Origin of the sequence: Anabaena sp. UHCC 0187, assembly GCF_009712035.1 — a bacterium.
In the GTDB taxonomy this organism is placed as follows: domain Bacteria; phylum Cyanobacteriota; class Cyanobacteriia; order Cyanobacteriales; family Nostocaceae; genus Dolichospermum.
This window is the reverse complement of the sequence record NZ_VILB01000012.1, coordinates 25,301-46,142: the sequence shown is the minus strand read 5'-3', so window position 1 is coordinate 46,142 and position 20,842 is coordinate 25,301. Positions and strand designations below refer to the sequence as shown.

15 protein-coding genes are annotated in these 20,842 nt (G+C 37.0%); 9 read left to right on the top strand and 6 right to left on the bottom strand.

Going from position 1 to position 20,842, the window contains the following annotated elements; all coding sequences use genetic code 11:
* The 4 genes from FJR11_RS12950 to FJR11_RS12935 all read left to right on the top strand — a co-directional run.
* A partial coding sequence (locus FJR11_RS12950; protein ID WP_168504294.1) for an ATP-binding protein occupies window positions 1-1,337 on the top strand: 1,337 nt, incomplete at its 5' end.
* The gene (locus FJR11_RS12945) at window positions 1,307-6,385 is read left to right on the top strand and encodes a WD40 repeat domain-containing protein (protein ID WP_168504292.1); all 5,079 of its coding nucleotides are present in this window, start codon (window positions 1,307-1,309) and stop codon (window positions 6,383-6,385) included. The genes FJR11_RS12950 and FJR11_RS12945, both read left to right, overlap by 31 nt.
* A gap of 63 nt (window positions 6,386-6,448) precedes the next feature.
* The gene (locus FJR11_RS12940; RefSeq protein WP_174763038.1) at window positions 6,449-6,682 is read left to right on the top strand and encodes a 2Fe-2S iron-sulfur cluster binding domain-containing protein; all 234 of its coding nucleotides are present in this window, start codon (window positions 6,449-6,451) and stop codon (window positions 6,680-6,682) included.
* A gap of 6 nt (window positions 6,683-6,688) precedes the next feature.
* The gene (locus FJR11_RS12935) at window positions 6,689-7,492 is read left to right on the top strand and encodes a tryptophan-rich sensory protein (RefSeq protein ID WP_168504290.1); all 804 of its coding nucleotides are present in this window, start codon (window positions 6,689-6,691) and stop codon (window positions 7,490-7,492) included.
* 19 nt (window positions 7,493-7,511) lie between these two features.
* Here the strand turns inward: FJR11_RS12935 and lnt are convergent, their stop codons facing one another.
* A complete protein-coding gene (lnt, locus tag FJR11_RS12930; protein ID WP_168504287.1) occupies window positions 7,512-9,095 on the bottom strand; it encodes an apolipoprotein N-acyltransferase in 1,584 nt (527 codons plus the stop codon).
* A 100-nt stretch (window positions 9,096-9,195) separates the two neighbouring features.
* Entirely contained in the window at window positions 9,196-11,829 is a 2,634-nt protein-coding gene (gene gyrA / locus FJR11_RS12925; RefSeq protein WP_168504285.1) for a DNA topoisomerase (ATP-hydrolyzing) subunit A, read from the bottom strand.
* Window positions 11,830-12,072: 243 nt separating this feature from the next.
* On the opposite strand from gyrA, the gene FJR11_RS12920 reads away from it, so the two are divergent.
* Window positions 12,073-12,870 (top strand): Rpn family recombination-promoting nuclease/putative transposase, encoded by a 798-nt coding sequence (locus tag FJR11_RS12920; protein ID WP_168504282.1) that lies wholly within the window; start codon window positions 12,073-12,075, stop codon window positions 12,868-12,870.
* Between the two features lie 73 nt (window positions 12,871-12,943).
* Here FJR11_RS12920 and FJR11_RS12915 read toward each other — a convergent pair whose 3' ends face one another.
* Window positions 12,944-13,138 (bottom strand): heavy-metal-associated domain-containing protein, encoded by a 195-nt coding sequence (locus FJR11_RS12915; RefSeq protein WP_168504280.1) that lies wholly within the window; start codon window positions 13,136-13,138, stop codon window positions 12,944-12,946.
* A gap of 269 nt (window positions 13,139-13,407) precedes the next feature.
* Here FJR11_RS12915 and FJR11_RS12910 point away from each other — a divergent pair, with 269 nt between their 5' ends.
* Window positions 13,408-13,830: a KTSC domain-containing protein gene (locus tag FJR11_RS12910; RefSeq protein WP_168504278.1), complete on the top strand. Its 423-nt coding sequence runs from the start codon at window positions 13,408-13,410 to the stop codon at window positions 13,828-13,830.
* A 71-nt stretch (window positions 13,831-13,901) separates the two neighbouring features.
* Here the strand turns inward: FJR11_RS12910 and FJR11_RS12905 are convergent, their stop codons facing one another.
* Window positions 13,902-16,235 carry a tetratricopeptide repeat protein gene (locus FJR11_RS12905; RefSeq protein WP_168504276.1) on the bottom strand — a complete coding sequence of 778 codons (2,334 nt, stop codon included), beginning with the start codon at window positions 16,233-16,235 and terminating at the stop codon, window positions 13,902-13,904.
* Between the two features lie 135 nt (window positions 16,236-16,370).
* Between FJR11_RS12905 and FJR11_RS12900 the strand changes: the two genes are divergently transcribed.
* A complete protein-coding gene (locus FJR11_RS12900) occupies window positions 16,371-16,520 on the top strand; it encodes a hypothetical protein (protein WP_174763037.1) in 150 nt (49 codons plus the stop codon).
* A gap of 72 nt (window positions 16,521-16,592) precedes the next feature.
* Window positions 16,593-17,531, top strand: a complete 939-nt coding sequence (locus FJR11_RS12895; protein WP_168504274.1) for a site-specific DNA-methyltransferase — start codon at window positions 16,593-16,595, stop codon at window positions 17,529-17,531.
* Here the strand turns inward: FJR11_RS12895 and FJR11_RS12890 are convergent, their stop codons facing one another.
* A complete protein-coding gene (locus FJR11_RS12890) occupies window positions 17,532-18,413 on the bottom strand; it encodes a hypothetical protein (protein ID WP_168504272.1) in 882 nt (293 codons plus the stop codon).
* Complete coding sequence (locus FJR11_RS12885; protein ID WP_168504271.1) at window positions 18,406-18,630, bottom strand: helix-turn-helix domain-containing protein; 225 nt, start codon at window positions 18,628-18,630, stop codon at window positions 18,406-18,408. Before FJR11_RS12885 ends, FJR11_RS12890 begins: the two co-directional genes overlap by 8 nt.
* Before the next feature lie 134 nt (window positions 18,631-18,764).
* Between FJR11_RS12885 and FJR11_RS12880 the strand changes: the two genes are divergently transcribed.
* A complete protein-coding gene (locus FJR11_RS12880) occupies window positions 18,765-20,789 on the top strand; it encodes an FAD-dependent oxidoreductase (RefSeq protein WP_168504269.1) in 2,025 nt (674 codons plus the stop codon).
* Window positions 20,790-20,842: the final 53 nt, after the last annotated feature.

Here is a 20,842-nt window from a genome sequence, read left to right as displayed (position 1 = left end):
TGCTTCTTAACTTAGAAAGATTTTATCAAGCCTGTAATCCTTCCCGTCCGTTGATGATTGAGAATGTAGATGACCGGATGTATTATATTGATTTTGCTTCGGTTCGTGGGGGTAAAATAATTGAGGCTTTGCTGCGTACTATTACCAGAATTTCTCCAAATACGCCAACGTGTCAATTGTTTACAGGACATTTGGGTTGTGGAAAATCTACGGAACTGTTAAGACTCAAAGCTGAGTTAGAAGCACAAAATTTTCATGTTATCTATTTTGAATCCACCCATGTTTTAGAAATGGTGGATATAGATATTACAGATATTCTCTTAGCGATCGCTGGTTTGGTCAGTGAAAACTTGGAAGTGATGAAACTTCGTGTGCAACCGAGTTACTTTACCAAATTGTTTAACGAAGTGGTAGATTTTTTACAAACGCCGATAGAATTGGGATTAGAAGCCGAATTATCAGTAGGTATTGCCAAAATTACTGCCAAAACAAAAGAAAGCCCACAGTTACGCAGACGGTTAAGAGACTATCTCGAACCACGGACAGAAAATATTTTACAATCAATTAATAAAGAACTATTAGACCGTGCCAATGTAGAACTAAAAGCTAGAGGTAAAAAAGGATTAGTAGTCATTGTCGATAACTTGGATCGAGTTGCTATCCGGCCTTTACCTTCTGGGCGATCACTACCAGAATACTTATTCATTGATCGAGGGGAACAACTACGAAAACTTAATTGCCACATAGTTTACACAATTCCCTTAGCTCTCACATTTTCCAACGATAGCGCTGAACTACAACATCGTTTAGGGGGTGGAGTCGCACCAAAAGTATTACCAATGATTCCCGTCCGGCAACGTTCTGGAGAAATTAATACAGAAGGACTAGGATTAATGCGACAAATGGTATTAGCAAGAGCCTTTCCTGACATATCACCAGCAGATCGTTTAAATTTAACGACCCAATTATTCGATAACTTAGACACCCTAGATCGCTTGTGTCTGATTAGTGGTGGTCATGTCCGGGATTTATTAGGACTACTATTTGATTGTTTACGAGAACAAGATCCACCTTTTGACCGCAAGTGTGTAGAATTAGTAATTCAAAGACAACGAGATTATCGGGCTAATGCCATTGATATGGATGAAAGTGAATTAATCTTTCAGGTGATCCAAGACCAGCGAGTTAAGGGCAATGTAGAGTACGATATTTTATTACGGAGTTTATTCGTATTTGAATATCGTGATCACCAAGGAGTTTGGTTTGCAATTAACCCAGTTTTAGCAGAAACCGAAAAATTTAAATTATGGTTAAAAGACAGCAAGCAGAGAATATAATCGCTGCTAATGAAAAGTCTTTGCGTAGTTTAGACAGGGCAATTACCTTTTCTAAAAATCAGTTTTCAGTCATCTTGCTCTGCTGTAACTATGAATTTCTGCGGGAGTTAATACTGCAAAAATTAGCAATTATGGGTTGGGGAAATGAGCGTATCCAAAATATTGCTGTAGCTAAAAATACGACAAGTTTATATACAACAATTCAATCACAACTCACCATTAACCAACCCACCGGATTAATGATTATGGGGTTTGAGTCAGTCTATGAAATAGATGATCTCCTCCGTTCCATTAATCAAGTCCGCGATGAATTTCGCAAATGTTATCAAATCCCCATGATTTTTTGGGTAAATGATGAAGTCTTACAAAAAATCGTGCGGTTAGCTCCAGATTTTGCCAGTTGGGCCGCTACACCAATTAGATTTGAAATGACTTCTCTGGGGTTGCTAGAATTTCTCCAACAAGAAACTGACGATTTATTTACTAGAGTTTTACAAAGCAACTACACTCAAGGTAATTATGTCACCATAGAACAAATATGGGTTAGTAGCGACCAACTCCACTATGCAATTAAAGAATTGCAAAACCGGGGGATGAAAATAGAAGCAGAATTAAATGCCAGTTTAGAGTTTATTTTTGGCATAGATGATTATGTCAATGATCGCATTAATTCTGCTTTGACTAATTTCCAGAAAAGTTTGCATTTTTGGCATTTGCAAGAAAGATTAGGCGGCATAGAATATCCAATTAATACAGAAGAAAATCATTACTATACTTATCGGTTAAAAAAGGCAATTTTACTCCTCTACATTGGACTATGCTGTTGTCGTCTTGCTGAACAAAATAAAAGAACAAGTGAGAGATATTGGCAATCAGCTAAAAGATATTTTCAGCAATGCCTAGAAACATTAGAAATTACTGGATATACAGAATTAGTTTCTGAACTTATTGGGCAATTAGCAGAAGTTTTGTATAGTTTAAAAGCATGGGCAGAATTGCAACTTGTTGCTCAAAAATCGCTAGAAATACATCAATTACATGGCAGTCAAATTCAATTAGCTTGTGATTATGGTTTTTTAGCACAGGTAGCTGTGCATAATTCACGGTGGATGCAGGCGAGTATTCTCGCACATATATCATTACTACAATTAGCAGAAGCAAAAAACCAGAATCAGTCATATCATTATTTATTTCCTTTACTATTAGAACAAATTTATTTATTAACCTTAGCTAAAGCCCTCAATAATTTAGGACAAGAAACTGTAGCAGCAGAATATATAGATACAGCATCTCAACAATTGTCATTAGCTTTAGAAACTAGTGAACATCAATATGATGCCCATCGTTATATTCGCTTATTGCAGATTCTCAGATCATTATACTTTCAAGCCGGTCAATATTTGCAAGCCTATATTATTCGCCAAAAACTCCATTCTGTAGAACAACAATATGGTTTTGTGCCATTTATTGGTGCGGGACGTTTACAACCTCAAAGACAAGTTACCAATCCCGCTTTAATCTCTACAGTTGGCAATAGTAGCATAGCTTTAGAAATTGCTGCTTCTGGTAGAGAATCTGATGTTAATAATTTAATTGGTAGAATTAGCCGTGCTGACCAAAAATTGATCGTTATTCATGGCCAGTCTGGTGTTGGTAAAAGTTCTACTGTCACCGCTGGTTTAGTTCCCGCATTACAAAACCGTGCTATTGGTGATCAAATTGCCGTACCAGTTGTACTACAAATATATACAAATTGGTTAGGAGAATTAGGGAAATCTTTTAAAAAAGCTATGTTAGGACTGGGAAAAACATCAGCTATGGAAATAGAATCTCTATCTGGTGTTTCTGTACCCACGACTATTAATTTTATTTTGCAACAACTCCGGGAAAACGCAGATAATCATTTAATCACAGTTTTGATTTTTGACCAATTTGAGGAATTTTTCTTTGGTTGTACAGATATTCATAAAAAACAAATATTTGATCAATTTATTAGTGATTGTTTAGGGATATCCTTTGTCAAAGTTATTTTAACTTTGCGGGAAGATTATTTACATCGTCTACTAGATTTTCAATGTCTTTCATCAATAGAAGCAATTAATAATAATATTCTTGACAAAAATATTCGTTATCAATTAAATAATTTTTCCCCTGAAAACGCTCGGAAAATTATTCAAAAATTAACCGAACGTTCACATCAAGAATCACAACTAAAATTAGAACCAGATTTAATTGATGCCCTAGTTGCTGATTTGTCTTCAGAACTTGGCGAAGTTCGCCCCATAGAATTACAATTAGCGGGCGCACAATTACAAGATAAATATATTACTACTCTGGCACAATATCAGCCCTATCGCCCAAATAAGTTAATTCAAACCTATATTAAAGAATTAATTAAAGAATGTGGACGAGAAAATGAACGGGCTGCTCTCCTAGTTTTATACTTATTAACAGATGATCATAATAAAAGACCTTTTAAAACCCGTGCTGAATTAAAATCAGAATTATCAGAATTAGAAGATGCCAGTAAACTAGAGCTAATTTTAGATATTTTAGTGCGCTCCGGTTTAGTTGTTGTATTTCCCAATATTCCCGAACGCTATCAATTAATTCATGATTATTTAGTAGACTTAATTCGTTACCTACAACAACAAGAATCTGGGTTACAAACACAAATTAATAAATTACGGGATAAAGTCAGAAATAGCTATCAACAAATTGAACGCCTCAAAAGTGAATTAAGAAAAACCCAGAACGACGTTACTTTAGTACATACTCACCATCAAGAGGGAGATAATTTACTTACAGAACTCAGAGAATTACGCAAGCGAGAAGAAGAAAGCCAAATAGAAATTGAACATCTGCGAACAGAACTCAAAGAAAAAGAATTAACTTCTAAACTAGCTGATAGTCAAGAAAAACAACGGTTAAGTGCGATAAGATTAAATATCACCTTAAAAATAGCTTTAACAGCTTGTATTATTGCTATTTTTGGCTTAACTACTTCTGTGATTACAGCCACAGATAGTGAAATGCAAACCTTAAGTGCATCTAGTGAAGCTTTATTTGCTTCTCAAAAAGGTATTGATGCTCTTAAAGAAAGTTTAAAAGCCGGGAAAAAATTAAAAAAAACTCTATGGATAGATACTTCTACTCAAGAAAAGGTGCTAACTTCACTATATCAAGCTGTTTATGGAGTTAAAGAACGTAACCGTTTAGAAGGTCATTTATCTGGGGTAAAAATGGTGACATTTAGTGCAGATAAATCTTTAATAGCTTCAGCTAGTGCAGATACAACAATTAATCTTTGGAGTCCTAATGGTGTTTTAGTGAAGACCTTATCAGGCCATGAAGATATAGTAAATAGTATTAGTTTCAGTCCTGATAGTCAAATGCTAGTTTCCGCTAGTCAAGACAACACAATCAAATTATGGCATCGGGATGGTAAACTACTAAAAACTTTATTTGGACATACATCTGTAGTAAATAGCGTTAGTTTTCATCCTAATGGTCAAATTATCGCCTCTGCAAGTACCGATCAGACTATAAAATTGTGGAGTAAAGAAGGTAAGCTACTAAAAACTTTACTAGGTCATAAAGATGCTGTTTTAGCTGTGGCTTGGTCTAGTGATGGTGAAATTCTTGCTTCTAGCAGTGCTGATAAAACAATTAAACTATGGAATCGAGAAGGTAAGTTACTAAAAACTTTAGCAGCCCATGAAGATGCTGTTGTAGCGATAGCTTGGTCTGTTGATAGTAAAATTCTGGCTTCTGCAAGTTTAGATAAAAAAATTAAATTATGGAGTCGAGAAGGTAAATTACTCAAGATTCTCTCTGGACACAGCAGCGGTGTTATCAGCGTCAATTTTAGCCGTGATAGTCATACTTTAGCATCTGCTAGTATGGACGAAACAGTTAAACTTTGGAGTCTGGATGGTAATTTACTAGGAACTCTGCGAGGACACAATAGTTGGGTAAATAGTGTGAATTTCAGTCCTGACGGACTAACTTTAGCTTCTGGAGGTAGGGATAAAACTATTATTTTATGGCGTTGGGATAGTCTGATTTTACGTAATCGCCAAATCAATGATGATTGGGTAACAAGTATTAGTTTTAGTCCTGATAGTAGCATTATTGCCGGTGCTAGTCGAGATCAAACAATAAAAATCTGGAATCGGGAAGGTCAACTATTAAAAATTCTCACAGGTCATCATGATCAAGTTTGGGGTGTAGCCTGGTCGCCTGATGGTAAAATTCTCGCTTCTGCTAGTAAGGATAAAACCATAAAATTATGGAATCAAAATGGTAAATTATTAAAAACATTATCTGGTCATCATGATACAGTTTTAGCTGTAGCTTGGTCGCCTGATGGTAAAATTCTCGCTTCTGCTAGTAAGGATAAAACCATAAAATTGTGGAATCAAAATGGTAAATTACTAAAAACATTATCTGGTCATAAGGACGCAGTTAATTGGATTAGTTTTAGCCCTAATGGCAAATTATTAGCTTCAGCTAGTGATGACAAACTGGTAAAATTATGGACAAGTGATGGCAAAATGATCAAAAATTTAAGTGGTCATACTCGCAGAGTAAATGGTGTAGAATGGTCGCCTAATAGTAAATTATTAGCTTCAGTCAGTCTTGATAGTACCGTAAAAATTTGGAGTGAGAACGGTCAATTACAAAAAACCCTCATGGGCTATGGTGATGGTTTTATTAGTGTTAAGTTTAGTCCCGATGGTAAAACTCTGGCCGTAAGCAGTGATAATAAACTCAGGCTGTGGAATCAAGAAGGTGTTTTACTCATGGTTTTAAAAGGTGATGCCGAAGAGTTAACCAGTGTCACTTTTAGTCCAGATGGTAAAATATTGGCTGCTGGTAGTGGTCAAGGTCATGTAATTTTACGGAAGTTGTCAGATATTAAATTAGAAAGTTTACTGAAAAGTAATTGCAATATATTAAAAGATTATCTACTATATAATCGAAATATGACCAGAAGCGATGCCTATAGAGAGCAAAGTTATCGCACTTTGTGTCAAAGTGATTAGGAGAATAATTCGTAATTACTATCTTTTAGGTATTCTTGAGCAAATAAAAACTGCCTTATAACTATGCAAATTAATTTTTTACCAGATGATATCACCGTTAATGCCGAAGTAGGAGAACCGTTGTTAGATGTCGCAGAACGGGCTGGAGTATCAATTCCTACCGGTTGTCTCATGGGGACTTGTCACGCTTGTACTGTAGAATTAGACGATGGGGAAATTGTCCGGGCTTGTATTACCGCAGTTCCACCGGGAAAAGAGAAATTAACAATACATCTTTTTAGTGATCCAACTTGGTAATGATCTATGCAGCAATCTAATTCTCATAATAATCAAGATTTTATCCGACAACTAATAACTTTAGTTGCTGTTGTTGGTGCTTTTGTGGTGAATGTAGCATCAAATATTTTTCCCTTAAATGGACTGAGTATAGGGGCAATTTCTAACACTTTATTTAAAGATGTGTTGATTATTCCTGCTAACTATGCTTTTGTGGTCTGGGGCGTGATTTATTTAGGATTATTTGCTTTAGCAGTTTATCAATTTCTACCTAACCAAAAACAGGATGAAGATTTACGTAAAACAGGATATTTGTTAGTGATTGCTTCTGTTTTTCAAAGTATTTGGGTGTATTTATTTCTATCTAGACTGTTTGCTTTTTCCGTTCTTGCTATGTTTGGTATTTTAATCCCGCTAATGATAATTTATCATCTTTTAGACATTGGCAAAAAGCGGGTATCTCAAACGAAAAAGTTATGCTTGCATAATCCTATTAGTATTTATTTGGGTTGGATTTCTGTGGCAACTGTGGTCAATGTGGCTTCTGCACTATATTTTTATGGTTGGAATGGTTGGGGTATTAATAGTCAGGTCTGGACTATGATCATGTTGGTGATAGCAACAACGATTGCGGCTGTGATTGCAATTAGGTACAAAGATATTGCCTATACTGGTGTTACGGTTTGGGCATTAATAGCGATCGCTGTTAAACATAGTAATATTGATGTATTGCGGAATTTAGCGATATTTTTGGCTGTTATTCTGATATTTCTAGCAATAATTAAAAGCAAGAATTTATCTCTCGCCCAGACGCAGAGACACAGAGAGTAAGAGTTTGAGTGGTTGAGGATTATTTTACCATAAACCACGCCATAGCAGATAAAGTCAATAATAAAGGGGTCAACCAATCTCCCCACCGCACATATAAAGTCTGATTTTGACGAGGATAAATAGTTTCTGCGTGAGTTTCGTAGGTGTTATAAGCCGATTTCCAGAGAGTTTGTCCATGGGGATTAATAAATCCTGAATAGCCCGTATTTGTTGCCCTCACAGCCCATCTATCAGTTTCAATTGCCCGCATGATATCCTGGGCATGATGTTGATTTGCCATAGCAGCAGTATAGTGGGCATCATTGGAAGAACTGAGGATAAATTTTCCCCCCATAGAAGCTTGATAACGGAAATTTTCCGCAAAAGCTGATTCATAACAAATACCAATAATTACTCTTCCGAAAGGAGTATCAAAAATTTGTTTGGCTTTACCCGGAACTTGGTGTGCTTCTAGTGGTGATAAACGTTGAATAATTCCCCCTAAAATATTTTCAAAAGGAATATATTCTCCCAATGGCACAAGTTTAGATTTATCGTAACGGCTAGTAATTTCCCCATTACCAAGAACCGTAAATAAACTATTTGTATAACTAGTTCCTTGTTCACCAAATGCACCTATCCAAGCTATTACACCCTTTTCTCGAATAGCAGCTAATAAAGGAGTTTGGGTTAAACTACGGGAAAAAATAGGTATAGCAGCTTCTGGGATAAGAACAGCTTGCACATCTTGATTAGTTAAATTTAAATATCCTTCAGTGTAACCTGTAATCGCCCGCCGCAAACCTTCAGGAAGAACCTTAATTTTATTAGGAATATTACCTTGAATAATTCCAATTTTCAAAGCCGTACTTGGGGTTGAATTTAGGGGTACAGTGTAGAGAATAAAACCGATAAAATGAGAAATAATTAATAGCGAAACAGCCAAAATTAAATAACCATTAACAAAACCTTTCCCTAAACTCCTGTCTTCCTTTGCGCCTTTGCGCCTTTGCGTGAGATACTCATATCCATATTCAGCAATTAACCCATTAAACGCCACAATTACCGCCGTGACAGTATTCGGCCCAGAGAGTTGTCCTAAATGTAAAATTACCAGATTTTGCGGTGATTGAGTGTAAGCAAGAGAACTCCACCATAGAGGCCCAGCACTCCAGAGGCTTTCTAAGCCACACCAAAGGGCTGTCCCAAATAGAACACGCAACCAAGGATTTCCCCTATCTAGGCGCACCATTAAAGCCGCCCAAACAGAGACTAAGATTCCCCCCCAGAGGCTAATAAATGCCCAACAAAGGAGGGTAATAGTGAGACTTGGCAACCAGGGGACACCTAACCAATCCATTGGATGAATCCCTGTAATCCATGACAAGGCAACTCCGTGATAACCGATACCCCAAATTAGGGCAAGGGGCAGGGGGCGAGGGGCAGAGGGATCTGTTTTGGATGTATATTTAATAATTAGTATCCACAGGGGGACAAGGGCAACCCAGGCTAAGAACCACGCACCAATGGGGGCGACGGTTGCTCCCATGAATATGCCACTGATAAAGGATAAGGTATAATATTTAATGGAGTTGGATATCTTTTGGTGTCCGAGTTTGATCATCAGTTTATGTTTTCAACGACCCTAAGACCCCACCCCCTAACCCCCCTCCCCGCAGGCGAGGAGGGGGAATTTGATGTAAGTCAAAGGCGATGCAAAAAGTCTATTCTGCTTCTTCTAGTTCGCCATTATCACCTGTGTCGGGGGGAACAATTGCTACTCCGGTGATGGCATCATCTTCGTCTAGACGTTGCACTCTAACACCAGTGGCTGATCTTGATTGGATAGAAATGGCATTCACCGCTTGACGGATAATAATACCGCGATTGGTGGCCATCATGATTTCTTCGTCGCTGTTGACAATTCGCAAGGTGGCTAATTTGTCTTTGGTTTTGCGGTTTTTGAATTTGGTGGCCATTAAACCTTGTCCGGCACGGTTTTGCAGTCGGAATTGGGAAACGGGAACGCGCTTGCCATAACCGCCCATGGTAATGACTAATACCCAAGGTCCGGTACTGTTGGCGTTGCTGACTTCTACGATTTCTTCGCTATTTTCGATTTCGGCAATTTCTGCGGTTTCTACAATTTCTTCAATTTCTGCGGTTTCTTCGATTTCTTCGCTTTCCCCTTCTATGACAGTAGCTAAGGTGTCGAGAATAGCTGCTGGCAGGATATCCATGCCAATGAGTTCGTCTTTATTCTTGAGTTTCATGGATTTTACGCCACGAGTTGCCCTACCCAAGGGACGCAGTTGATCATGGGTACAGCGGAAATGAATGGCCATACCTTGACGCGAACCGATAATAATGCTGTCTTCTACTCTCGCCCTTCTCACCCAGCGTAGTTGGTCGCCTTCTTCTAAGGATATGGCAATTAATCCGTTGGCGCGAATGTGGCTAAATGCTTCGAGGACGGTTTTTTTGATGTTACCGCCTTTGGTGAGCATGACGAGATATTCTTCGCTGCTAAATTCGTCTACGGGGACAATGGAGGTAATTTTTTCTTCTTTGGGAATGGGCAACATTTGCACAATCGGTGTCCCCCGACTGGTGCGAGAACTGACGGGAATTTGATATGCTCTTAGGCAGTAGACGACTCCGCGATCGCTAAAAAATAAGATACTATCATGGTCGCAGCAGGTCAAGAAATGCTCAATGGTATCATCATCTTTGACTTTCGCGCCCGCTTTGCCTCTGGTGGCACGGCTTTGGGATTCAAAGGTGTTGACGGGCATCCGTTTGATGTAACCTTGTTCTGTCACCAGAATAATCGCCTTTTCATTGGCAATTAAGTCAATATCATCTATGTCTCCTTCCCCATGAGTAATTACTGTTCTCCGGGGTGTGGCAAAACTAGTTTTAATTTGACTAATTTCCGTTTCAATGATTTCTAACACCCGTTCCCGTTTAGCTAAAATATCCAGTAAGTCGGTAATTTTAACTTGTAAATCGTCGTGTTCGAGGCGAATTTTGTCAGCTTCTAGGGCTGTTAATCGTCGCAACTGCATTTGCAAAATTGCGTCTGCTTGCACTTCCGACAGTCCGTAAGTTGTAATTAACTCACCTTTGGCTGTGGGTGCGTCTGGTGCATGACGAATTAAAACAATAATTGCATCTAATCGTGATAGGGCAATTAATAATCCTTGTAATAGGTGATCTCGTTCCTGGGCTTTCCGTAGTTCATAGCGAGTCCGGCGTTCAATGGAGAGAATGCGGAAATCTAGGAAGACGCTGAGGAAACGTTTGAGGTTCAGGGTTTGGGGTTCGCTGTTGACCAATGCCAACATATTTGCCCCAAAATTAGACTGTAAAGGGGTTTGTTTATAAAGGTTGTTTAAAACAACGCGGGGATAGGCATCTCGTTTTAATTCTATGACGATTCTCATCCCATCACGATCGCTCTCGTCCCGGATATCGGAAATGCCGTCAATGCGTTTATCATTCACCAACTCGGCAATTTTTTCGATTAATGCCGCTTTATTGGTTTGATAAGGCAATTCGGTAATGATAATTGCTTCCCGTTCTGGACGGTTGCGTTGGGTAATGGTTTCAATATTGGCCACACCCCGCATGGTAATTGAACCGCGCCCAGTGGTGTAAGCTTCTTTAATGCCACTAACTCCCAAAATCTGCGCCCCAGTCGGGAAGTCGGGACCGTGAATATACTGCATTAACTGCATATCAGTTATTTCTGGATTGTGAATTAGGGCTACTAATCCATCAATCAATTCTCCCAAGTTGTGCGGAGGAATATTTGTCGCCATTCCCACGGCAATTCCCGAAGAACCATTTAACAGAAGTTGGGGAATGCGGGAGGGTAAAACTGTGGGTTCTTGTTGAGAACCGTCGAAGTTATCGGCAAAGTCTACGGTTTCAGCTTCAATATCCTGGAGGAGGGCCACACTGGTGAGGGCGTGCAAACGACACTCAGTGTACCGCATTGCCGCCGGCGGATCATTATCTACTGAACCAAAGTTACCATGTCCACTGATGAGAGGCGATCGCATGGAGAAATCCTGCGCCATTCGCACCAAAGCATCATACACTGCCGTGTCACCGTGGGGGTGATATTTACCCAAGACTTCCCCGACCACCCGGGCGCATTTCCTGAAAGGGCGATCATGTAGTAAACCCAGTTCGTGCATGGCATAGAGGATGCGACGATGCACAGGTTTGAGACCATCCCTAGCATCTGGTAACGCCCGACCTACAATTACGCTCATGGCGTATTCTAGATAAGACCGCGACATTTCACCTCGCAAATCCGTCGGGATAATCCTCTCCTGTGAGGTTGTCATAAACTCGAAAACTCCAAAAAAATGTAGATTTTAGGCTTCAACTTGACAAAAGACAAAATTATGTCAAATTAACTTTGAATAGTTGTCATATTTTGCTATAATTCTAACATATTGTGACGCAATTTGCACAAATACTATCCAATCTCCAAAAATAGTCAATTTACAACTTATATAAAAAGGCTAGATTCTTGAAAACAATCGGCAAATCTGATTGATTAATTGCATCTAAAATAACTTTTCAAAATGAAAACAGACAGCATATTTTATCGGTTATTTCAAGAAATACCCAGCATATTTTTTGAACTCATTGGTAACTCTCCCCAATTAGCCGAAAGTTATCAATTTTCATCAGTTGAAGTCAAACAAACAGCCTTCAGAATAGACGGAGTTTTCTTACCTAACCAAAGCATAGATAACCCTATCTACTTTTTAGAAGTCCAATTTCAATCAGATGAGGATCTTTACGATAGACTCTTTGCCGAAATATTTCTTTACATTCGTCAAAACAAACCCAAAAGTCGCTGGAATGCTGTAGTTATCTATCCAACGCGCACCATAGATACAAGAGATATTCAGCATTATCAAGAATTCTTCACCAGTCAGCGGGTTAGAGTTATTTATCTCGATGAATTAGGAGAAACAACATCTTTACCCATTGGTATTGCTACAATAAAACTAATCATCGCTAAGGACGATAAGGCAATTACTCAAGCTAGAGAATTAATCAATAGAACTAAACAAGAGATAGATTCTCAACTTCAACAGCAGCAAGTATTGCAAATCATCGAGACGATTTTAATTTACAAGTTTCCTAGAATGAATAGGGAGGAAATAGAAGCCATGTTTGGATTAAGTGAGTTAAAACAAACCCGATTTTATCAAGAAGCAAAAGAAGAAGGAAGAGAAGAAGGGGAACTTAAAGCTAAATTAGAAGCCGTTCCCGGTTTGATAGGATTGGGTTTAACCATAGAACAAATTGCACAAGTTTTAAAATTAAGTGTTGAAGAAATTAGACAGAATACAAATATAAAGGAGAAATAATTTCCAAATTTCCCATCATATTCAGCCGAAATAACAAAATCCCCGACTTCTCAAAGAAATCGGGGATTTGATTTTAAGCAGGAGGATAACCAGCAGCAATCAAAGCTTCTTTAATAGCAGATTCCGAAGCTTGAGTTTCTACATTGACAAACTTGGTTTGAGGATCAGCTTCCACAATAGCATTAGCATCAACAGCTTTAACTGCATTGGTAATATTATTAGCACAAGCAGAACAAGCCATTCCAGGAACAGTGAGTTTAATTGTCATAGGTAAAAAAGGAGTGAAAACTCAATTAAAAGTCACAAAAATATGCGTCTTAACTAACTGCATTATGCTTGAAAAAACAGTATATCTTAAATTTTCTAGATTAATTAGTCAAAAGAGAACAATTGTTGATTGTTTGTACTAAAAAAGCTAGTCTCACTACGCTGATTTTAACCTCTTCCCTGTAGTAGTTGACAGCCAAACGCGAATATAGTAATTTTGTACTATATAAATTTGGTTCTCACTGTCATCTACCTCTAGGGAGTAAAGCAATGAAGCTATCTAAAATGGATTTAAGCAGTTTATTGGCAATTTCTCACTCTGAGGGATATTTGCAATTATTACTCGACAGAGGCAACGAGTTTGAATTAATGCAAATTTCCGCACCAGTAGAAGCTTACGAAGGCTTAAAACAACTAAATGAGGTAGTTTCTGATACTGTACCCGCAGAAGAAGAAATTCCCATGCTACCGGTTAATTCTTCTGTAGCTTATGCAATTGGTTATGATGCTGATTCACAAATTTTGCAAGTAGAATTTCAAAGTGGTGAAGTTTACCAATATTTTGATGTAGAAGCAGAAACTTGGGAAGATTTTCATTCAGCAGATTCCATTGGTGAATTTTTTAATCAAGAAATCAAAGGCAACTATGAATGCGATTACATAGATAATATATATGATGATGAAGATTATTAAATTCCAAAAAATGTAGGTTGGGTTGACGTATGTTACCCAACACAAAGTTTAATAATGTAGGTTTCCTAATATCAACCCTGAATTAATGTTTGGAAACCAGACTCATTTTTAATCTCATCAAAATCAATATCATTTGCAGCATCTTCTCGATAACTGGGATTAAGTTCCATAGCTTTTTGTAAATTTTCTAAAGCTAATTCAACCTTTCTTTGGAGTGCATAACAGGCAGCTTTGTGATAATAAGCACTAGGATAATCGGGTTTAATTTCTAATGCTTTATCAAAACTGGTAATTGCTTCATCATCTTCTCCCAACATTACTAAAGTATAACCCCGTTTATCCCACACTTTAGGAGAATTGGGTTGAAATTCTAAAGCTTTATCAAAAGAAATTACTGCATCTTCATAACGTTCCAATTCTACCAAAGATAACCCACAATTCATCCAAGCAACTCCATCGTCAGGCTTAATTTTAGTAGCTTTATCAAAACAGTTAAAAGCTTCTTGATGTTTTCCTAAATTTCCACAAGCTACACCAATATCACACCAAGCTTGATGATATTCAGGATTAATTTTAATAGCTTGATTGTAGGAAGCTATAGCATCTTTGTAGCGTTTTAATCTATTGAGAAGTATGCCACGTTTTAGCCAATTTTCTGGATTTTCTGGTTGAATTGTAATCAGTTGCTCATAAATAGCTAAAGCATCTTCATGGCGTTTTCCTAAAAATAGTATTTCTGCTTGTTTGATATAATCATCAATAGAAACTTGTGGTTGTAATGCTTCTGGTGCTTTTTCTGGATTAGGTGTAATTTTTGCTAATTCTTCGAGAATTATCTCTTTACGTTCTTGAGCATCAATTTCTAACTTTTGCAAATTTTCCAGAACAGTAATTTGCTGATTTTGCACGTCAGTTTGTAACCCGGAAAACTGAGATGTAAATTCTTCCCCAGATTTCTCTAAATTCTCAATAATTTGCTGTTGTCGTTGAATAGCCGCATTTTGTAATTCTCCCAATTGTTGAGAAAATTCAATTTCTAACTTTTGCAAATTTTCCAGAACAGTAATTTGCTGATTTTGCACGTCAGTTTGTAACCCGGAAAACTGAGATGTAAATTCTTCTCCAGATTTCTCTAAATTCTCAATGATTTGCTGTTGTCGTTGAATAGCAGTATTTTGTAATTCTCCCAACTGTTGAGAAAATTCAATTTCTAACTTTTGCAGATTTTCGAGAACGGTAATTTGCTGATTTTGGACATCAAGTTGTAAATCTGAAAACTGAGATGTAAATTCTCCCCCAGATTTTTCTAAATTCTCAATAATTTGCTGTTGTCGTTGAATAGCCGTATTTTGTAATTCTCCCAGTTGTTGAGAAAATTCGCTTTTTAATATAGCTAAATCTTCAAGTAATTGATATTTTTGGACTTGCGTGTCAGTTTTTAACTCAGTAACTTCCGATTTAAATAGATTATTGAGATTTTCGATATTCTCTATAACTATATCTTTTTGATTTTTAATATCTAACTGAAATTGAGATAATTCACTAGTAAATTCTGATTGTAACTTTGCTAAATTCTCAACAGTATGATATTTCTGTTGTTGAGTTTCCGACTCTAAGCCTTGAAATTGAGATATTAAATCAGCGCGAGATCGTTCAATATCACTAACAGCAATATCTTTTTGATTTTCTACTTCTGATTTGAGTTGAGTAAATTGAGAAAATAACTCAAATTCTAACTTTTTGATATTGTCAATTGTAATTTTTTGCTGTTGAGCCGATAAATTTAATTGTTCTAATTGAGTATTTAATCTAAACTCTAAATTACTGATATTCTCCTGAGCAGATTTAACTTCAATTTCCAAAGCTGTTAAAAACTCTTGTTTCGATTTGGGTAAATCAGATAAAAGAATAGATAAATTTTCTTCTTCACCTTGAATTTTTTGTTTAAGAGTATTAACTTCCTGTGCTAATTCTTGAGTAGTATTTTTAGATGCTTGAATCAGTTGTTTTGCTTCTGCTTGAACTGTAGTTAATTGAGTTTGCAAATTTTCAATACCTTGAATTTGCTGCATTGCTCGTTCGACAATTTCCCGAATTACCGTTCGACGAAAAAACCATAAAATGGCAATTAAAGCTACAGGAAATAAACTTAAAATAGTCAACCAAATATTGAGCAAAGTATTCGTGCGAGTAAAAGCACGTTCAAAATCCGATTGAACTTGTTTTTGAGTTTTGGTTTCTTGTCGCAGTCGCGCTAATTCTTCTCGTTCCTGATTTGATAGTACCTGAGCAGTAGCAGATGGTACAGGATAACCACTGATAAAAGCTGTTGATAGCAGTAAGGGTGACAAGAAAATGGCACTTTTTAAAGCTAGATTTGAGAATATGGGGTTTTTGTTCTTCATAACTATTTTCCCTATCCGGTGGTTAGTTTTTGCAGCGGTGTGTTTATATGCCATCTATGATAGATGATTGTTGTAGGGTGACTGGATTTTTAGGGGTTTTTTTGATATTAACAGATTTGGGGAGAGGATGGAATTATGGATCAATCAAAGAGAGAATATCTAGGAGCTAAAGGGTGGAAAGTGGGAACAGTTGCAGAATTTATGGAACTAACCCCAGAGGAAGCAGCGTTAGTAGAAATTAAATTAGCTTTCAGTCTCAGGAACAAGAAAAAGGAAAAATCTTAGTGCCTGGTTGTTGTTAAGGCTGAAATAGTTTAAAATGACTATAAATACCATCTAAGAGTTAAAGTAAATTCTGTGTTGGATTATATCACTGCAAATCTACCACTGTTTGCGGATTTAGATCGAAAGTTAATAGTAAAAATAGAAGATATTGGTGAAATTGATTTAGAGCAAGCAAATTTTCTCATTAATGGAGAAGCTTTAAATTCTCTAAAAAAACTACCAAATTCATTAGTGCAAACAGTTATTACCAGTCCTCCTTATTATGGTCAACGTGACTATTGTACAGAAGAACAAATTGGAATTGAAGAGAATCCAGATGAATATATAAACAAACTCTTAGAAATATTTGATGAAGTCAAAAGAGTTTTAAAAGAAGATGGCACACTTTGGATAAATTTAGGTGATAAATATATAGATGGGAATTTAGCAGGATTACCTTGGAAATTGGCATTAGCTCTTAAAGAAAGAGGATGGATTTTAAGATCAGATATTATCTGGTATAAACCCAATGCTATGCCATCTTCTGTGAAAAATCGTCCGACAACTGATCACGAATATATGTTTTTATTTGCCAAAAGTTCCAAGTATTACTATGATACAGATGCTATTCGTGAACCTCATGTAACTTTTTCCGAAAATAGTAAAATGCGAGGAGGACGGAATCATCTAGGTAAAAAAGGAGGAACTCCAGAACAAGGCAAAAATTCAGGTAATTCTAATTTACATAACGGAAGATGGGATCAAGCTTTTCATCCTAAAGGTAGAAATAAAAGAACAGTTTGGGAAGTTCCTTTATCTAAATTCAGAGATGCACATTTTGCTGTTTTTCCAGAACAATTAATAGAACCATGTATTTTAGCAGGTTCGTCTGAAGGGGGAATAGTTCTTGATCCCTTTTTTGGTGCTGGTACAGTAGGTTTAGTATCTATGAAGAAAGGACGTAAATTTATTGGTATTGAACTCAATGAAGATTACTGTAAAATTGCTATCAAGAGAATTTTTTCAACATAATCATTCAATTGATTGAAAAATATGTAAAATCTCTTTAAGTTTATTATTGAGTAATTGTTCTACTTCAATTATTTGATTGGGATTTTTATCAATGTGAATAAAATCTTGGGATTTCAGTAAATCAAAATCTATTTTCCACGTTTCCGCTATGATAATGGGAATACATTTATGTCCATCATTTCTCGCTTTTTCAATTGCTTGATTAATATCTCTGGTAAAAAGTAGAGCATGACCACCACCTGTTGTTTCTCTTGTTTTTACTGGAATTAATATAGTTCCTTTGTCTCCCATAATTGTTACGTCATAAGTCTCACCACCAAGTTTAATTTGAGTTTCCCCAATTGTTAGTTTGAGATTGTTATGTTTGAATATTTCTTTCAAATTTGTACGAATAATTGCTTCAAATAAATTTCCTTTTATGGCTCGACGACTTCCTTCTAATCGTTCCATCATAACTTCACAAATAGGAAACCATTCCCATCTTTCTGGTTCAGGTAAAATAGTAGATACATATTCACGTACATCATTTAAAAGTATTGCTTTACGCTCATTAGCTGTCCCATCAATATTTTTGAGTATGTTTTGTAATCTTTGTATGGGAGCATCCCTAAAAATCCAACCTAAAAACAGCCATTTTGCTTTACTTTGAGGATATGGACGAGCAATTCCGTCATATAAATTTAAGTCTTTGGGCATTTTGCGCTTTAAATATTTTAGTAAAACTTGTTGTGCTTTGGGTGAATTTTTTTCAATAACAAATTCATGTAGATTACTATAATTTTCTGATTCTATAAAATTAATAAAATCATCAAAAAAAAGCTTATTTGAGTTAGCAATAATTGCAAGCTCCTTCAATCTTATATTATCAGGAATATTAGTCATTAAAAAACTCTCTAGGTGAAATATTTAACGCATTTGCAATTTTATGAATATTCACAAGACTAATATTTCTTTCTCCACGTTCTACACCTCCCACATAACTCCGGTCTAAGTTACATAAATGCGCTAATTCTTCTTGAGACAGCCCCATATTTTGCCTAATTTGACGTAGACGATTACCAAATTCTTTTTGGATATTTTCACTATTAGATGTTGTCATAAAGACAATTAAAAGCCATTGATGTTTTTAAGTCCACGGACTTTAAGTACCATAATCATGTACAATCAGGTATGAACCTTTCCCCAATGCTACCGTCTACAATTTGACGTAGTAGTTTACAGAGTGCAGAAACCATGAAACGTAAATACAAAAACCGCTTGCAAACCTTCATCAGTCTCAGCCTATTTACCACCTTTATTATCCCCTATGCCGTTACCGCTACTCCCCCACGTACACCAGATAAAACCGTCAATTGCGAGCTTCTCATTGTCGGTGGTGGACTCTCAGGAGTAGCCACAGCTTACGAAAGCTTACTTGCAGGACGCACAGTTTGTTTAACAGAAATAACCGACTGGTTGGGGGGACAAATCTCCTCCCAAGGGACATCTGCATTAGACGAAAGACCAACCCAAAGAGATAAACAATTTTATTCTCGCGGTTATTCCGAATTAAGAAACCGCATTCAACGCAAATATGGCAAACTTAACCCTGGTGACTGTTGGGTAAGTGACTCCTGTTTTCTTCCTCATGATGCTCACAATATCATGACACAAATGCTCAATGATGCGGAAAAAAAAGGTAGAGGAAAATTACAATGGTTTCCCAATACGGTAATTAAAGATTTAGAAATTAGCAAAGATGGCAAAATTATTAATAACGCCATAGCTATTCAACATCAACCAGCAAAAAATCAACCACCTCTAAATACTAATCCTTTATCTCAAACCATTGAAGATGCTTATAGCTATAAAAATTCATCTCAATTGAGTAAAACTATCATTCGTTTTCTCCCCAAACAATCTCAAAATAACCCAGGAAAATGGTACATTATAGACGCAAGTGAAACCGGGGAAATTATCGCTTTAGCAGATGTTCCTTATCGTCTAGGAATTGATGCCCGTTCCTATCTTGAACCTTCATCTTCTAGCACTACAAATGATCCTTATTGTACCCAAGGTTTCACTTATACCTTTGCAATGGAGGCAACAAAAGAGCAGCAAAGCCAAACAATGCCCCCATTTTATTTACAATATTCACCATATTTTAGTTATGAATTAAAACGATTAGCAAACTTTGATTTAGTCTTTACCTATCGGCGAATTTGGAGTCCAGAAAAAGGACAACCAACTACATTCAATGGTGTGAAATTTACTGCACCCACACCGGGGGATATTTCCATGCAAAACTGGACTTGGGGAAATGATTACCGTCCGGGAACAGCCGCAGATAATCTCATTTACACTCGTCAACAATTAGAAAATTCTGGACAGTTAAAACCAGGAGGTTGGCAAGGTGGACTCCGCACAGAATCCCTGCGTAAAGCTGAAGAAAAAGCATTTTCATTTTTTTATTGGTTGTATGGGGGAACTACAGATTCTCAATTAGGAGAAGGTGTCAAACAACCGCAAACAAATATCCGTTTTTTAACAGGTTTAGATTCGCCCATGGGGACAGTTCATGGTTTATCTAAATACCCCTACATGAGGGAAGGAAGAAGGATTATTGGCCGTCCTAGCTGGGGACAACCGGAGGGTTTTGGAATTTGGGAAGTTGATATTTCTCGTCGTAATTATAATGATGAATATTATCGGAAAACTCTACCAGCAAATATGTATCGCAGTTTAAAAGCAACTGTATCAGGTTTGGAAGCAACATCTGTAATTAAGGGGGAAATTCCCCCAGAAAAAGCTATGCGAAGAACTCGTTCGACAATTTACCCTGATGCTGTGGGTATTGGTCATTATGCCATAGATTTTCATCCTTGCATGACAAAAAGTCCAGTAGAAGCACCTGGTAATACTGAACGTGCGGGAGAAAGACGAGGTGCAGGACAAGCTTATCCTTTCCAAATTGCGCTACGGGCAATGATTCCCCAAAAAATTGATAATTTATTGGTAGGGGGAAAAAGTATTGCTACTAGTCATATTGCTGCTGCTGCTTATCGGGTTCATTCCTTTGAATGGTCTTCTGGCGCTGCTGCGGGAACTGTGGCTAGTTTTGCATTAAAACAAGGAATTGCACCCTATCAATTAGTTGATAATTTGCCTAAACAAGAACCGCAATTACAAATTTTAAGAAAGCTGTTGGAAGCAAATGGGAATCCTACGGCTTTTCCTGATACTTCTATTTTTAACGAAAATTGGGATGATTGGCGGTAGGTAAAATATCCCCGACTTCTTAGAGAAGTTGGGGATCTGAATTTGTTAGATTT

Bases quoted from the DNA above. Each gene is read 5' to 3' on its own strand.
- FJR11_RS12910 (WP_168504278.1), top strand. From the start codon at position 13,408: ATGAAGCTATCTAAAATGGATTTAAGCAGTTTATTGGCAATTTCTCAC.
- FJR11_RS12890 (WP_168504272.1), bottom strand. From the start codon at position 18,413: ATGACTAATATTCCTGATAATATAAGATTGAAGGAGCTTGCAATTATT.
- FJR11_RS12900 (WP_174763037.1), top strand. From the start codon at position 16,371: ATGGATCAATCAAAGAGAGAATATCTAGGAGCTAAAGGGTGGAAAGTG.
- FJR11_RS12905 (WP_168504276.1), bottom strand. From the start codon at position 16,235: ATGAAGAACAAAAACCCCATATTCTCAAATCTAGCTTTAAAAAGTGCC.
- FJR11_RS12935 (WP_168504290.1), top strand. From the start codon at position 6,689: ATGCAGCAATCTAATTCTCATAATAATCAAGATTTTATCCGACAACTA.
- gyrA (WP_168504285.1), bottom strand. From the start codon at position 11,829: ATGACAACCTCACAGGAGAGGATTATCCCGACGGATTTGCGAGGTGAA.
- FJR11_RS12945 (WP_168504292.1), top strand. From the start codon at position 1,307: ATGGTTAAAAGACAGCAAGCAGAGAATATAATCGCTGCTAATGAAAAG.
- lnt (WP_168504287.1), bottom strand. From the start codon at position 9,095: ATGATCAAACTCGGACACCAAAAGATATCCAACTCCATTAAATATTAT.
- FJR11_RS12880 (WP_168504269.1), top strand. From the start codon at position 18,765: ATGAAACGTAAATACAAAAACCGCTTGCAAACCTTCATCAGTCTCAGC.
- FJR11_RS12920 (WP_168504282.1), top strand. From the start codon at position 12,073: ATGAAAACAGACAGCATATTTTATCGGTTATTTCAAGAAATACCCAGC.
- FJR11_RS12940 (WP_174763038.1), top strand. From the start codon at position 6,449: ATGCAAATTAATTTTTTACCAGATGATATCACCGTTAATGCCGAAGTA.
- FJR11_RS12885 (WP_168504271.1), bottom strand. From the start codon at position 18,630: ATGACAACATCTAATAGTGAAAATATCCAAAAAGAATTTGGTAATCGT.
- FJR11_RS12915 (WP_168504280.1), bottom strand. From the start codon at position 13,138: ATGACAATTAAACTCACTGTTCCTGGAATGGCTTGTTCTGCTTGTGCT.